The following is a 12,968-nucleotide window of genomic DNA, read 5'->3' on the forward strand; positions in this document are numbered from 1 at the left end:
TCGCATCCATTCCTGATAATACTTGTATCTTGTTATTATTATTTTGGTAAATATTTTAATGGGTCTACTGAGGTTCCGCGAAAACGGATCTCAAAATGTAGACGGGCATCTGTCGCATCAGTGCTGCCCATTTCAGAAATTTGCTGACCTGCGGTCACCATTTGCTTTTCCGACACCAACAGCTTGCGATTATGTGCATACGCACTTAAGTAATCGTCATTATGTTTTATTATAATTAAATTACCGTAGCCACGAAGCGCATTACCTGCGTACACCACCTGACCACTGGCAGCCGCATTTACTCTTGTTCCTTCACGCCCACTAATATCGATACCTTTGTTACCTTGCTGTTGATGAGAAAAGCCAGAAATTATTTTACCTTTAACCGGCCAACTCCATTGCACCAAGTCCCCATTTAGGGTAGGATTCACGATTTTTTCATTTTTGTTGGGCGTTGATTGACCATAACCCTTTTGATTTTTTGGTGCAACTGGTTTAACCGGTTTTACCGAACTATTTGATTTTGCTTGGCTTGAACTATTCTTATTTGTATTTTGACTAGCACTGGTTGTGGCCTGACGGTGTCGTGCTACAGGCTTTTTACCGGCACTTACAACAGCAGCATTAAGACGTAATTTTTGCTTTGGATAAATGGTGTAGGGACTAACAATACCATTAATAGTGGCCAGCTCGCGCACGTCCTTACCGGCCCGAAAGGCTATTGAATATAAAGTGTCGCCAGCTTGAACGGTGTAAATTTTCGCGCTTAATGTGCCGCGATTACGCTGTTGATAAAAATTTTCCCGCAGTTCAAGCGTCGTCACCGGTGCTGGGACAGAACGCGATGAACAGCCAGCCAACAATGTCATTAATAGCAATAACAAAGCGTGGCTACAATAATGATTAAGCCACTTCTGCATTAATTGTTGGTAGTTAGAACAACGAATACTTAGCTCCTTGTCAATCAGCTGACGTTCCTGTGGCTTGAGCCACCGGTTTTAGCCAGCGTTCCATATTTAACAGTAACATCATCAATGCTGCGCCAAACACCGCACATACCAACGCTAGCAGCATATCAGCCTGTCCTACCTGCTCAGCATACTGCCAGGGCCAATACAGCTGTTGCTGCTGCTGCCAGGGCCAAATTCGATACAAAGCCCCAATGACCACACCAATTAATAACGCCAGACTGGCATCATGGTAATGTTGCAGCATCCAGTTTAACACTCTGGAAAAGCTTAGCAGCCCGACAATGCAACCGAGCACAAACAGCGCCAAGACACCCAGCTGAAGCTCATTCACCGCCAGTAATACCGGCGCATACATTCCCGACATTAGCAAAATAAAGGCACCAGAAATGCCAGGTAAAATCATGGCACAAATGGCAATAGCGCCCGCGACAAAAAACATCCAACTTTGTGGTTCAAACTCCCGAGGAGTCAACATGCCGACCAACACTGAAAATACAATACCTAACGCGGCTAAAATCAGTCTCCAAGGCGTCCAGTTCAAACTTCGGCATAGATGCGGCAACGCCGCGAGGATCAGCGCACAAAATAGCGCCCAAAGTGGAATAGGTCGGCTTGACAGCACATGGCTTATGACGCCCGCCAATGAAAATATACTAACGATGATGCCGCTGAACAGACAAAGCAAAAACGTGCCGTCAACATGCTGCCAAAGTGCCTTGATTTGCCCACGCAGTAACAACTGCAATGCCGTTAAGTTGCATTGGCTAATTGCACCGAGTAAGCGCTGATAAATACCTAAAATAAAAGCAAGAGTCCCACCAGACACTCCGGGCACTACATCGGCAGCACCCATTGCCAAACCTTTAATTATCCATTGCAAGTACTGCATTTGCTTTCCTTGTGTATCGCCTATAACACATACTTTCGCAGCTTATGCCAGTTCACCCGGCACCAGTGGAACAAATCTTACCGCTTCAATATCCTTACTGGTAAAGGCATCTCCGTTGCGCTGATAGACACGCAGTACCTGTTCATGTAGCCCTACGGGTATCACCAGGCGACCACCATCCGTTAGTTGTTGTAACAACGCCGCAGGAACTTCAGCCGGTGCGGCAGTCACAATAATACTGTCAAACGGAGCTTTACTTGGCCAGCCTTGCCAACCATCACCATGTTTCATCGACACGTTATGCAAGTCAAGTTGTTGTAAGCGACGCTTCGCCTGAAACTGCAGCGCTTTTATCCGCTCGACACTGCAGACATGAGAAAATAGCCGTGCCAGAATCGCCGTCTGATACCCCGAACCGGTGCCAATCTCCAATAATTTACCGGGCGCCCTGTCCTGTAGCAGTAACTCTGTCATACGTGCAACAATATAGGGCTGAGAAATTGTCTGGCCCTGCCCTATTGGCAGGGCGGTATTTTCGTAGGCTTTATGCGCCAATACAGGTTCAACAAAGATATGCCGTGGCGTATTGGCTATTGCAGCTAATACATGCGCTTGCACTATACCTTCCGCTTGAAGTTTTTGCGCCAGTAACGCGGCGCTACGTGAAGTTGCGACTGCCATGTTACAAAAAAATCCCCGCTAGCCATTGTTGCAATCGGTCCATACTTTTGTAAGCTGACATATCAATTTGCAACGGCGTTATTGATGCATAACCATTGGCTACTGCATGAAAATCTGTACCTTCGCCGGCATCCAACTCTGGCCCTAACGAACCATACCAGTATATTTTTCGTCCCCACGGGTCCGTCGTACTGGTCATGGTCTCTGCTTTATGTCTGCGCCCCAGACGCGTAACCTGAATGCCTTTAAGCTGGTCGATTGCGACGGCAGGCACATTGATATTAAGAATTTGATCAGCCGGTAGGGGGTGCGATTTTAACTTTTTAATGACCTGCACTGTCACATAGGCTGCGGTAGCAAAATAATCATCGTCATGACCCGCCAGCGATACTGCTATGGCTGGCAAGCCTAAATGTCTTCCCTCTGTTGCGGCAGCAACAGTACCAGAATACAGCACATCATCACCCAGGTTTGCACCATGATTAATACCTGCCACGACTAAATCAGGCGTACAATCCAGTAATTGGCTGATAGCTAAATGTACACAATCCGTTGGCGTACCATTTACCGCCAAAAAGCCATTGTCCATCTGCTGCACACGTAACGGATTAATCAGCGTTAATGAATTGCTCGCGCCACTACAATTTCGATCCGGGCCCACAGTGGTAACTTCAGCGATTTGGCTTAGCGCTTGTTGTAATACTTGCATGCCTTTAGCATGCACGCCGTCATCGTTGCTTAGTAAAATTCGCATTCGCTACTCCATGTTAGCCGCTTTACGGCCACAATCATGATAATTAACCAATTCGCGCAGCACGCTGGTGGCAAAACAGCCAGCAGGCAAAGCAAAATTTAGCACGATATCACTACCGTCTTGTTGCAAAGTCAGTTGCTGCGGAACAACACGAATGGCGCGCCGTTCTGACTTTAACCTGAAATCTTCCAACCCTTGTACTAAGTCATTGTGCTGAATTAAAACTTGCTGTTCAAAGTCGGCGGCGGCATCGGTTACCATCGGCACTCCCATTCCAGCAAGGACGGCCGTCAGGTGTACATCCATCTCATTTAGACGTTGTTGCAACTCTGCATCCGCTTGCGGCATACGAAACACTGAACCGGTACCGTTAAGTTGTAATACATCACCATTAAGCAGCTGGTTAAACAGCCCGGCACTGATCCGTGCCGATACTTGTTGATTAAACACAAAAGATCGTGCAGCCGAAAGTGCTAAACCACGCAGTTTACGGTCGCTAATGCCCTGCCCGCTAAATAGCTGCCTGGCAAGCACCAGATTGCCGCCATTAATACCAAAACGCTGTTCACCATAATAATTCGGCACACCGCGCATAACCTGTTCAGCTCGGGCAATAACAGCATCACAATCTGATACTTGCCGCAGGCGGATCTGAAATACATTCGCTTTTAATGCCCCGAGGCGTAGCTTGCGATAATGTCGCTGCACATTCAAAATCTTGCAGCCTTCAAGCTGCCAGCTTTGCCAATCTAGCGCTTGTTTAATTGGCCACTTAAAACAAAACCATTGTCGGGTCACCGCGTGACGGTCTTTTAAGCCGGCATAGCTAATATCCCGTGCACGCAAACCGGTTAGTTCAGCCAACTGCTTCGCGACATACTGGGTGTTCTGACCGCACTTTTCGATATGCAGTAAGATGTGCTCGCCGGCACCACTGGGCTGAAAGTTAAGCAGCTCGTCGACAATAAAATCATCATCTTGCTGGCGCAACAATGCCGTTGCCGTCGGACTGCCATAAAGATAATGTATTGGACTAGCAACACTCATGCGCTAACCAACAGCACCACGGCTTCAACCGCAATACCCTCTTTGCGACCAACAAAGCCGAGCTTTTCTGTTGTGGTGGCTTTGACATTAACCTGGGTCAGTTCGCAAGCTAAATCGTCAGCAATGCACCTGCGCATCGCGCTAATATGGGGTGCCATTTTGGGTGCTTGCGCCATAATAGTAATATCCAGGTTACCCACTTTAAACCCGGCAGCACTCACGTCAGCAAACACTTTGCGCAACAATATACGGCTATCTATGCCTTTGAAACTGGCATCGGTATCGGGGAAATGATGGCCAATATCACCCGCAGCTATAGCGCCTAATAACGCATCTGCCAACGCATGCAGAACCACATCACCGTCCGAATGTGCCAGCAACCCTTGCTCGTATGCTATTTTCACCCCGCCCAATATCAGCGGATCATCGCCACCAAAGGCATGTACATCAAAACCATGACCAATACGCATGTTCATTACGTTAACTGCTCCAGATAAAATGCCGCCAGCGCCAGGTCAGCCGGCTGCGTAATTTTAATATTGTCGCTGTGCCCCTCTACCAGTAGCACTTTATGCCCCGCCCACTCCATTGCTGAAGCTTCATCGGTAACATGCACCTCTGCTTGTACGGCATCTCGCAGTGCTGCTTTTAATAACGCAGTGGGAAAGAGCTGGGGGGTAAGAGCATGCCACAAATGTTCACGACTAACGGTTTCTGCCACAAAGCTTTCACCGCGCTTCATGGTGTCGCGAACCCGGCATGCAAGAATGCCACCCTCTCCCTCTGTTATACAACGCGTTATCAAATGTTCAATATCGCTTTTACGTACCAGAGGTCTGGCAGCATCGTGCACTAATACCCAGGGGAAATGATGTTCATCAATAAAATGCAGCGCATTTAGCACCGAATGCATGCGTTCAGCACCGCCTTTGACGCGAGTGATATCGCTATGCGCCAGTGGGGTGGTATCGTAATAGGGATCATCAGAAGCCAGAGCTAACCACAATGGCCCTATGGCTGGTACAGACTTTAATTTGGCCACACTGTGTTCCAAAATAGTCTTACCATGTAACTGCAAATATTGCTTAGGTAACGACGCTTGCATACGACTGCCAATGCCGGCGGCAGGCATTATTGCTGCAATAGCAGGAACTAAGGTTTGCCGTTTAACTGCATCAGTCATTGCGGCTGCCATCGGCATTATTTTGGCTAAAAATGCGGAAAAAAACTTCGTCCTCGCGAATAAGGCCCAGCTCATTGCGCGCGCGCTCTTCGATAGCCTCTAACCCTTGTTGTAAATCTTTAACATCGGCGCGCAGCATTCGGTTGCGTTTTTCCAGTTCCATAATACTGGCTTGCTGGCTATGCAGGTCATCCTGCAGGCGAAAGTAATCGGCAATACTGTGCTGCCCGAACCACAGTCGATATTGCAGTAGGCCAAACACAGCAATTAGCAGTAAGGTGAGTATTCGCATATTACAACTTCGTTAACCAAACTTTGACTATTATGAAGCCTTGCCCGTTGAATGCAAAGCATGAAAATGCGCATCACACCGTCAAAGCAGGTAACGGTTTAGCAAAGTTTTGCCAATTCAACCGGCTAGCTAGCAATAATTCACGTAAGCTCAGTAATCTTGGCGGCTTTTTATCGCCATTTAACCACTGGTGGCCACAACAGGCGGCGGCCATAATGGTCTTAATCGGTTTTAGCAAAAATTTATCGCTGTTGTGTTGCTCCAGTGGAGTACCGGAAAAACTAAACCAGCCATGTTCATTACAGTGTAAACGCAACCCTGTGAAGTCAACTTCGTCAATGCTATCCAGCACTATCTGTTCCCGGGTCAACTGAGTAATATACAGTGGTACTATTAAGCCTGGTTTCGCATATTTATGGTAAAAAGCATCAATTGGATCGGCCTGTTGCAGACGCGCAGGGCAACTTGCTGCTTGTTTGTAATACCAGGATGCATTCAGGCTATCCAGCGCTAACGCGCTCTGCTGCTGCAAAATATTACTGGCCGCACGGCGAATATAAAATGGCAAACTGGCCAGCCTGTTGGGCAGCCTAAGTAACTGTTCAGTCGTTAATTGTGACAGGCGTAACAACTCTCTCTCATACAAAGCATTGCAAAGCTCGGTATAAGTTTGGTTGTCTCTGGATACTTGCCAGAAGTGGGGTTGGTTACTGCTTGTATCAATCATGGCAAGATGTTAGCCAATTGGCTGACGTTTGCAAAGCGAAAACCCCTTTGTCAGTGCAGTTTTATTGCTCAGTAACAACAAATTACCCCCTCCTAGTGCGGGTGAGGTATCGCATTTAATGCCAGTATCCTGCTAGAGTATCAGCCACTACATGAGGTCAATGAACACCTTAAACTATGAACCGACGTAAATTCTTAATCTGGACTTTGGCAGCCCCCTTAACCCTAACCTTTGGTGTAAAAACCGTTGCCATGGCACGGCATTATCCGTTAGATGAGTTACTGATGCAGTTAAAACGTCTGCCCGCGGATAAGCTCACCAGCCACGGGGCTTGGAATGTTAGCAGCATTTTGCAGCATTTAGCACAGAGTATCCGTTACTCGCGCCTGGGCTATCCACAGGCAAAGTCGGCACTGTTTCAGCACACGGCAGGTAGTGTCGCGCTGAATCTATTCTCTGCTGCAGGCAGCATGACACACCCACTGGATGAACCTATTCCGGGCGCACCGCTGTTAGTAAATCACTTACCAGCCGATGTCGCCATGGCAGAGCTTGTCAGCGAAATTGAACAATTTATTGCCTGGCAAGGCGATTTAGCACCGCACTTCGCCTATGGCAATCTGACAAAAGCGCAATATTACAGTGCGCATTACTTGCATATTCAAAACCATTTAACCGATATTAAGCTGAAGTGATCGCCCTTCTGCCAGAGTTTCAGGTACCCGCCTTTTATTGATAAACACACTGTTACCGGTCTGTTTCTTGGCTTGCTGCTTTGCCGCAGATGCCAAATCAGAAACGTCATGATGGCTGCGACATAATGCGGTATCAGGCATGGCTAAACCAATAGACAGCGTAATTAGGGGATAAAACGACGCGGCGCCCAACCTATCCATGGCGCTGAAACCGCCCTGAGCCGAATGTTCAGGCAAATAATAATATTTAATTCGCTGTTCAAAATGCTGACTAATGCGTTCAGCTACGGCTTCAGCATTGTCGCCGCTAAACAGGACAATAAAATCATCACCGCCAATATGACCAACAAAATCACCGCTGCTATTGGTCTCCGCTTGTATAATTTGCGCCAGCAGCTCTATCACCAAATCACCTTTACTGTAACCATACTGGTCGTTGTAAGGTTTAAAGTTATCGATATCAATATAAGCAATGGTAAATGGCTCATTTTGTGCCAACAGTTTATCAATCTGAGTATTTATGGGTACGTTGCCGGGTAATAAGGTTAGCGGGTTAGCATAGCGCGCCAGCTGAATTTTATGCTCACTGATCTGGCGCAGTACTTTACGAACTGAACCCAAGCCATAATACTTGCCGTTATCCGTCACAATAAAGTACAGGCTAGCGTCTTGATTTTCGCCGGTGGTTAAAATCGTACTAACGCTGTCCATCGATAACTTGCGTTCAACCACAACCGGTGATTGCTCCATACAATGCTTAATGGCTTTCTTTTCGTATAGCGCCCGGCCAAATTGATGAGAAAAGCGCTCGTTTATCATGCCTTTGCTAACAAGACCAACCGGCCGCTGCTGTTCATCTACCACAGCGACACAGGCTAAGTTTTTATCTTTGTTAAACATTGCTGCAACCTGCAACGCTGGGGTATGTGCAATAACCGCCGCGACAAGGCTAATAACAGGTTCAAGTGATTCGTTTAACGACAGACCTTTTTCAATTCGGAGCAATTGCGCCGCGTTTGCTGACACATCACGACACTCCACTTCCGGCCGCCCCAGCAAATATCCCTGGCCGGAATCGGCGCCTAATTCTTTACAGGTTATCAGCTCCTCACTGGTTTCAATGCCTTCGGCAACGATGCTTGAACCAGTATTTTTAGCAATTTCGATAATATTTTTTACGAAGGCTTTTTTGATAGGATCACGATGCAGCTGGTCAATAAAGTAGCGGTCTATTTTAACAATATCTGGTTGCAATTCAGACCAGAGTTTAAGGCCGGAGAAGCCGCTGCCCAAATCGTCTATCGCAATTTTAAATCCAAACTCCCGGTAATGCTTAACCGCACTGATAAACAGGTCAGTATCCTCTACCTGAAACTGCTCAGATAACTCAATGACAATACGTTCCGGCTGTAAACCCGCTTGTTGAATAAAACGTTTCGTTAGCCCAGACGGATGGTCAGATGTAAGTAACAGTAAGGGGTTAACATTCAAAAAAAGCAACCCATCTACTGCAGCTGCGGCAAACGCATTAATACTAAGTTGTCGGCACAGTAACTCTAGCGGCTCAAGCAGGCCATAGACCTGAGCCGTTTTAAATAGCAATATAGGTGAGTGCAATGCGCTGTCCGACGGTCCTCGTATCAGGGCTTCATAGCCCCAAATTTTGCCATCTGATAGCGTCACCAACGGCTGAAACAGCGGGGTCAGTAGCTTATGCTGGATAATGCGCAGCAATTCATTACGGTGAAAATCACTTAGTCCCAAAAGATTAGCCTGATAAATACCATGGATGCCAGCACCGTCCGTGGCATTTGTGTTGTCATCCTAACAACTGGCAATGATAAGGCGTTACCATGACTAAATTATGACAGGATGCAGTAGTAATTCGCCTTAGCGCCGGCTATTAGCTACCCGGGCCTGAGCTTGCTCTAAATTGACCACATTAAAACTACGCGTCGCTGCGTTTACATCTTCCTCCGCCAAATCAATGGCTCCATTTAATGCCGTTAAGCGCTGTTTTACTTGCGCGACTTTATCCGCCTCTGCTGCTGGCGCTAACGCACCTGCCAGACGCTGACGTATAGCTGATATTTTATCCTGGCCCGCGCTCTGGCCTAAACCCAACTTATCTAATGTTAAGCCTTGTTCCGCCATGCGTTGCAATAGCTGTTCAGAAGGTAAGCGCAGCGAACTGCTGGCAAACTCAAGCTGATCTCGAACAGTAACCCGTTGTGTCAGGCTAAGCCCCTGTAAAGCGGTCTCAAGCTTCTGCTGGGACAAAAACAGTGTGCGTAAATGACTACGCAACACTGTCTCAGAGCAATCCAGTGGTGCTGAGCCAATAGTAGCTGGCACGGTATCAAACTCTGTAATATCCAGGCCCTCAGCACGCATCTGCCGCAGGAGTTCCGCACCAGGAATACGCAGAGTTGCCGTTACAGCGCGAATATTATGCTGTACTTTAAGCGCTTCCGCAGCACTGTAATTTGCAAACACCAGCTGTAAGTTGGTTACATCGTTCAGAATACGAAACATAGCATTTCTCTCTTAACGTTTAAGGTTAAATTACCCAGACTTCAACCCGCCGATTACGCTCGCGACCGCTATCGGTGTCATTGTTGGCAACCGGTAGCATCTCGCCGTAGGATTCTACCGCCATCACCGGAATACCTCTGGCGGTTAACTCACGTTCTACTGCCTTGGCTCGCTTTAACGCCAGCTCAGCATTTTTAGCTACTGCCCCCACGGCGTCAGAGAAGCCCATCAGCACCAAGCGCCGACCAGCATTACTTTCCATAAAATGCACTAAACGCTGTAAGTCACGCTTGCCTTTGTTATCCAGCTCATTGTCGCCATAACTAAAGCGAAAATTCAGCGATAAGCGCTGGCCTTTTTGGGCGTATTGGTTGTAGCTAGCAGGGGCGTCGTTAATAGGATAAACCTGTTCTACCCGAATATTTTGTGAAATTAGCCCGGCTTGATCTACCAACTGCTGGCCTTCATCAGAGATGGCAAAACGGGCAAAATCTTTAACCGTTTGTGATGCTGCCGTTGGCGTATACAGATATAACCGCCGCGACAGCGCATAGTCTTCAGTGCTAATAGTAAAGCGGGTTGGATATATCGGTGTGCTATCAGCACCTGCCGATATCGCCAGCGCTTTATTAAACGAAATGTAATTTAAGCCAATAAAGCCGATACCATTTTCATCCTCTGATACTCTTGCAGACAACGCCGAACTGGATTCAAACCGCTGAGCTTGGGGGCTTAGCGTTTTGCCATGCTTTGCCAATACCAATGCCTTAAAGGTGTCAAACGTACCGGATTGATCATCCCGGGCATATAACGTAATAGGCTGCTCTGCGCCGCCTAACTGCGACCAACGGCTTACTTCGCCAGAGAAGATTTTGGCAAGCATTTCAGTAGATATCGCTTTTAAGGTATTGTTCTGATTAACAATCACTGCAAGCCCATCCAGCGCGACAATGTGTTCATTGCCAATTTTGCTTAAATCACCATGCTGTGGTTTTAACTTTTCCACCTCTGCAGGGGTAATGCGTCTGGATGACATACCTATGTCAGCCTTACCTACCGCTAAATCTTTAAATGCCGTACTGGAACCATGAGCATGTAATTGCACAGCCCCCAGACGATTAGCTAAGGTGAAATCTAAGCGACGCTCTACCGCAGCCTGCCCCTGTTGCCAATTAAGTGCCTGTGCATCTTGCTGTTGCAAAAATGCCTGCAACAGCGCTGGTGCCAGTTTTTCCCCTACGGTATTCGAGCCATGAAGTCGAAACAGCGGTTCCGCTTCAGTTTGCTTCTGTTCATCTGCCTCGACACTCGCTGTGGCAGGCATCGCCGTATTTTGCACAGCCGCTTGTGGCATAGGTGCAGCAGAGGGTTGGGTGCTGTTAAACCACCAAACGCCGCCCATTATCGTCAGTATTGCCAGAGCAACAACACCCGCCAGCAGCGGCTGACGCCAGTTAGCCTGTCGGCTGATAGGTTCATCTATTGGTGTCGAACGTTGAAATTCTTGCTGTAACTGCTGTAGTACAGCATCCAGATCAGGTTGCTGCAGTTGTGATAATTCTTGCAACACCAAGTTGCGATAAGCAACATCTGCCTGCATCTTGCTGGCAGAAATAGTGATATCAAACTGCGTTTTACACAATTGGGCTAATTGCTGTAGCAGCGCCTTGGTTGGATCCTGCAAATCGTTAGTCACGGTTACTATCTGCTAAAAGTTCAGTTAGGTAGAGTGTAAAAACGAAAGATTTCAGCAGCATGACAAATTGGCTAAAAGATGAGGCTTTGTATAACGCAAAGTAAGCACAAAAGTATCGCAAAAACCGGTAGCGATATGACGGCTTCGATGTGCTTAAAACAACAACGCCACCTGAAGGTGGCGTTGTTTGAGCAAACGTCAGTGATTACTGACCTTTAATCTCGCTACGGCCATTGTATGGCACCTTACCGGCCAATTCCTGCTCGATGCGTAGCAACTGGTTGTACTTAGATACACGGTCAGAGCGGCACAGAGAACCAGTTTTAATCTGGCCAGCTGCAGTACCTACTGCCAAATCGGCAATAAAGGCATCTTCGGTTTCACCACTGCGGTGTGAAATAACCGCAGTAAAGCCAGCGTCTTTTGCCATTTTAATCGCCGCCAGCGTTTCGGTCAGAGAACCAATTTGGTTAAACTTGATCAGGATAGAGTTACCAATGCCCTGTTCAATGCCGCGGGTTAAAATCTTGGTGTTAGTCACAAATAAATCATCACCAACCAGCTGCACTTTGTCGCCAATTTTATTGGTTAAGTCTTTCCAACCGTCCCAATCACTTTCGTCCAGGCCATCTTCAATCGACACAATAGGGTAACGCTGGGTTAAACCGGCTAAATAGTCATTAAAGCCGAAAGAATCAAAGCTCTTGTTTTCACCGCTTAATACGTATTTACCGTCTTTGTAAAATTCAGACGCCGCACAGTCAAGGGCTAAGGTAATGTCTTTGTTCATCTCGTAACCAGCAGCTTTTACTGCTTCAACAATCACCGACAGTGCTTCTTCGTTTGATTTTAAGTCTGGTGCAAAACCGCCCTCATCGCCAACAGCCGTATTTAAGCCACGCTTTTGCAGCTCTTTTTTCAAGCTATGGAAAATTTCAGCGCCCATACGCAGCGCTTCAGCAAAGTTTTTTGCGCCGACTGGCTGCACCATAAACTCTTGAATATCAACGTTGTTGTCAGCGTGCTCGCCACCGTTAATGATATTCATCATCGGCACTGGCATGCTATACACACCTGGCGTGCCGTTTAAATCGGCAATATGTTGATACAATGGAATTTTTTTATCTACAGCTGCCGCGCGAGCAACAGCAAGTGACACGGCCAGTATGGCATTGGCACCCAGTTTACTTTTCGTTTCAGTGCCATCTAAGTCGATCATCACCTGATCAACGTTCGCTTGGTTATATGCGTTTTTGCCCAACAACGCGGCCTGAATAGGGCCTGCGATGTTTGCAACAGCATTTAATACGCCCTTTCCTAAATAACGGCTTTTGTCGCCGTCGCGCAGCTCTAACGCTTCGCGAGAACCGGTTGACGCACCAGATGGCGCACAACCACGACCCATAGCACCACTGGCTAAGTACACATCAGCTTCTACTGTTGGATTGCCACGGGAATCCATGATTTCACGGGCGATAATTTTTACAATTTCAGACAT

Annotated in this window: 14 protein-coding genes; 1 reads left to right on the forward strand and 13 read right to left on the reverse strand. The window is 47.3% G+C overall.

What is annotated here, in order from left to right; translation table 11 throughout:
- Positions 1-38: 38 nt before the first annotated feature.
- The 9 genes from ORJ00_RS14555 to ORJ00_RS14595 all read right to left on the reverse strand — a co-directional run bounded on the left by ORJ00_RS14555 (position 39) and on the right by ORJ00_RS14595 (position 6,544).
- On the reverse strand, positions 39-698 hold the full coding sequence (locus ORJ00_RS14555; RefSeq protein WP_370304651.1) for a peptidoglycan DD-metalloendopeptidase family protein: 660 nt from the start codon (positions 696-698) through the stop codon (positions 39-41).
- Between the two features lie 262 nt (positions 699-960).
- Positions 961-1,860 carry a DUF368 domain-containing protein gene (locus ORJ00_RS14560; RefSeq protein ID WP_306140192.1) on the reverse strand — a complete coding sequence of 300 codons (900 nt, stop codon included), beginning with the start codon at positions 1,858-1,860 and terminating at the stop codon, positions 961-963.
- Between the two features lie 42 nt (positions 1,861-1,902).
- Entirely contained in the window at positions 1,903-2,541 is a 639-nt protein-coding gene (locus ORJ00_RS14565; RefSeq protein WP_027670485.1) for a protein-L-isoaspartate(D-aspartate) O-methyltransferase, read from the reverse strand.
- A 1-nt stretch (position 2,542) separates the two neighbouring features.
- Positions 2,543-3,295 carry a 5'/3'-nucleotidase SurE gene (surE, locus tag ORJ00_RS14570; protein WP_306140193.1) on the reverse strand — a complete coding sequence of 251 codons (753 nt, stop codon included), beginning with the start codon at positions 3,293-3,295 and terminating at the stop codon, positions 2,543-2,545.
- A 3-nt stretch (positions 3,296-3,298) separates the two neighbouring features.
- On the reverse strand, positions 3,299-4,342 hold the full coding sequence (truD, locus tag ORJ00_RS14575) for a tRNA pseudouridine(13) synthase TruD (RefSeq protein ID WP_306140194.1): 1,044 nt from the start codon (positions 4,340-4,342) through the stop codon (positions 3,299-3,301).
- Positions 4,339-4,818 (reverse strand): 2-C-methyl-D-erythritol 2,4-cyclodiphosphate synthase, encoded by a 480-nt coding sequence (gene ispF / locus ORJ00_RS14580; protein WP_027670482.1) that lies wholly within the window; start codon positions 4,816-4,818, stop codon positions 4,339-4,341. Before ispF ends, truD begins: the two co-directional genes overlap by 4 nt.
- Positions 4,818-5,525, reverse strand: coding sequence for a 2-C-methyl-D-erythritol 4-phosphate cytidylyltransferase (ispD, locus tag ORJ00_RS14585; RefSeq protein ID WP_305974214.1), 708 nt, complete (start codon positions 5,523-5,525; stop codon positions 4,818-4,820). Before ispD ends, ispF begins: the two co-directional genes overlap by 1 nt.
- Positions 5,518-5,817, reverse strand: coding sequence for a cell division protein FtsB (gene ftsB / locus ORJ00_RS14590; RefSeq protein WP_305974212.1), 300 nt, complete (start codon positions 5,815-5,817; stop codon positions 5,518-5,520). Before ftsB ends, ispD begins: the two co-directional genes overlap by 8 nt.
- 73 nt (positions 5,818-5,890) lie before the next feature.
- Complete coding sequence (locus ORJ00_RS14595; protein WP_306140195.1) at positions 5,891-6,544, reverse strand: hypothetical protein; 654 nt, start codon at positions 6,542-6,544, stop codon at positions 5,891-5,893.
- 176 nt (positions 6,545-6,720) lie between these two features.
- On the opposite strand from ORJ00_RS14595, the gene ORJ00_RS14600 reads away from it, so the two are divergent.
- On the forward strand, positions 6,721-7,239 hold the full coding sequence (locus ORJ00_RS14600) for a DUF1569 domain-containing protein (protein ID WP_305974208.1): 519 nt from the start codon (positions 6,721-6,723) through the stop codon (positions 7,237-7,239).
- Here the strand turns inward: ORJ00_RS14600 and ORJ00_RS14605 are convergent.
- The 4 genes from ORJ00_RS14605 to eno form a co-directional block, all read right to left on the reverse strand.
- On the reverse strand, positions 7,216-9,003 hold the full coding sequence (locus ORJ00_RS14605; protein WP_306140196.1) for a GGDEF domain-containing protein: 1,788 nt from the start codon (positions 9,001-9,003) through the stop codon (positions 7,216-7,218). The genes ORJ00_RS14600 and ORJ00_RS14605 overlap by 24 nt on opposite strands.
- Before the next feature lie 126 nt (positions 9,004-9,129).
- Positions 9,130-9,774 (reverse strand): hypothetical protein, encoded by a 645-nt coding sequence (locus tag ORJ00_RS14610; protein WP_305974206.1) that lies wholly within the window; start codon positions 9,772-9,774, stop codon positions 9,130-9,132.
- Between the two features lie 25 nt (positions 9,775-9,799).
- Positions 9,800-11,470: a phosphate ABC transporter substrate-binding/OmpA family protein gene (locus tag ORJ00_RS14615; RefSeq protein WP_306140197.1), complete on the reverse strand. Its 1,671-nt coding sequence runs from the start codon at positions 11,468-11,470 to the stop codon at positions 9,800-9,802.
- 205 nt (positions 11,471-11,675) lie between these two features.
- Positions 11,676-12,968: a phosphopyruvate hydratase gene (gene eno / locus ORJ00_RS14620; protein ID WP_027670475.1), complete on the reverse strand. Its 1,293-nt coding sequence runs from the start codon at positions 12,966-12,968 to the stop codon at positions 11,676-11,678.

It is taken from the genome of Rheinheimera baltica (genome assembly GCF_030731985.1).
GTDB lineage: Bacteria > Pseudomonadota > Gammaproteobacteria > Enterobacterales > Alteromonadaceae > Alishewanella > Alishewanella baltica.

What these genes read in the sequence shown, in the direction of transcription:
- ispD (WP_305974214.1), bottom strand. Translation starts at nt 5,525, where the DNA reads ATGACTGATGCAGTTAAACGGCAAACCTTAGTTCCTGCTATTGCAGCA.
- ORJ00_RS14565 (WP_027670485.1), bottom strand. Translation starts at nt 2,541, where the DNA reads ATGGCAGTCGCAACTTCACGTAGCGCCGCGTTACTGGCGCAAAAACTT.
- ORJ00_RS14610 (WP_305974206.1), bottom strand. Translation starts at nt 9,774, where the DNA reads ATGTTTCGTATTCTGAACGATGTAACCAACTTACAGCTGGTGTTTGCA.
- ORJ00_RS14560 (WP_306140192.1), bottom strand. Translation starts at nt 1,860, where the DNA reads ATGCAGTACTTGCAATGGATAATTAAAGGTTTGGCAATGGGTGCTGCC.
- ispF (WP_027670482.1), bottom strand. Translation starts at nt 4,818, where the DNA reads ATGAACATGCGTATTGGTCATGGTTTTGATGTACATGCCTTTGGTGGC.
- eno (WP_027670475.1), bottom strand. Translation starts at nt 12,968, where the DNA reads ATGTCTGAAATTGTAAAAATTATCGCCCGTGAAATCATGGATTCCCGT.
- truD (WP_306140194.1), bottom strand. Translation starts at nt 4,342, where the DNA reads ATGAGTGTTGCTAGTCCAATACATTATCTTTATGGCAGTCCGACGGCA.
- ORJ00_RS14600 (WP_305974208.1), top strand. Translation starts at nt 6,721, where the DNA reads ATGAACCGACGTAAATTCTTAATCTGGACTTTGGCAGCCCCCTTAACC.
- ORJ00_RS14595 (WP_306140195.1), bottom strand. Translation starts at nt 6,544, where the DNA reads ATGATTGATACAAGCAGTAACCAACCCCACTTCTGGCAAGTATCCAGA.
- ftsB (WP_305974212.1), bottom strand. Translation starts at nt 5,817, where the DNA reads ATGCGAATACTCACCTTACTGCTAATTGCTGTGTTTGGCCTACTGCAA.
- surE (WP_306140193.1), bottom strand. Translation starts at nt 3,295, where the DNA reads ATGCGAATTTTACTAAGCAACGATGACGGCGTGCATGCTAAAGGCATG.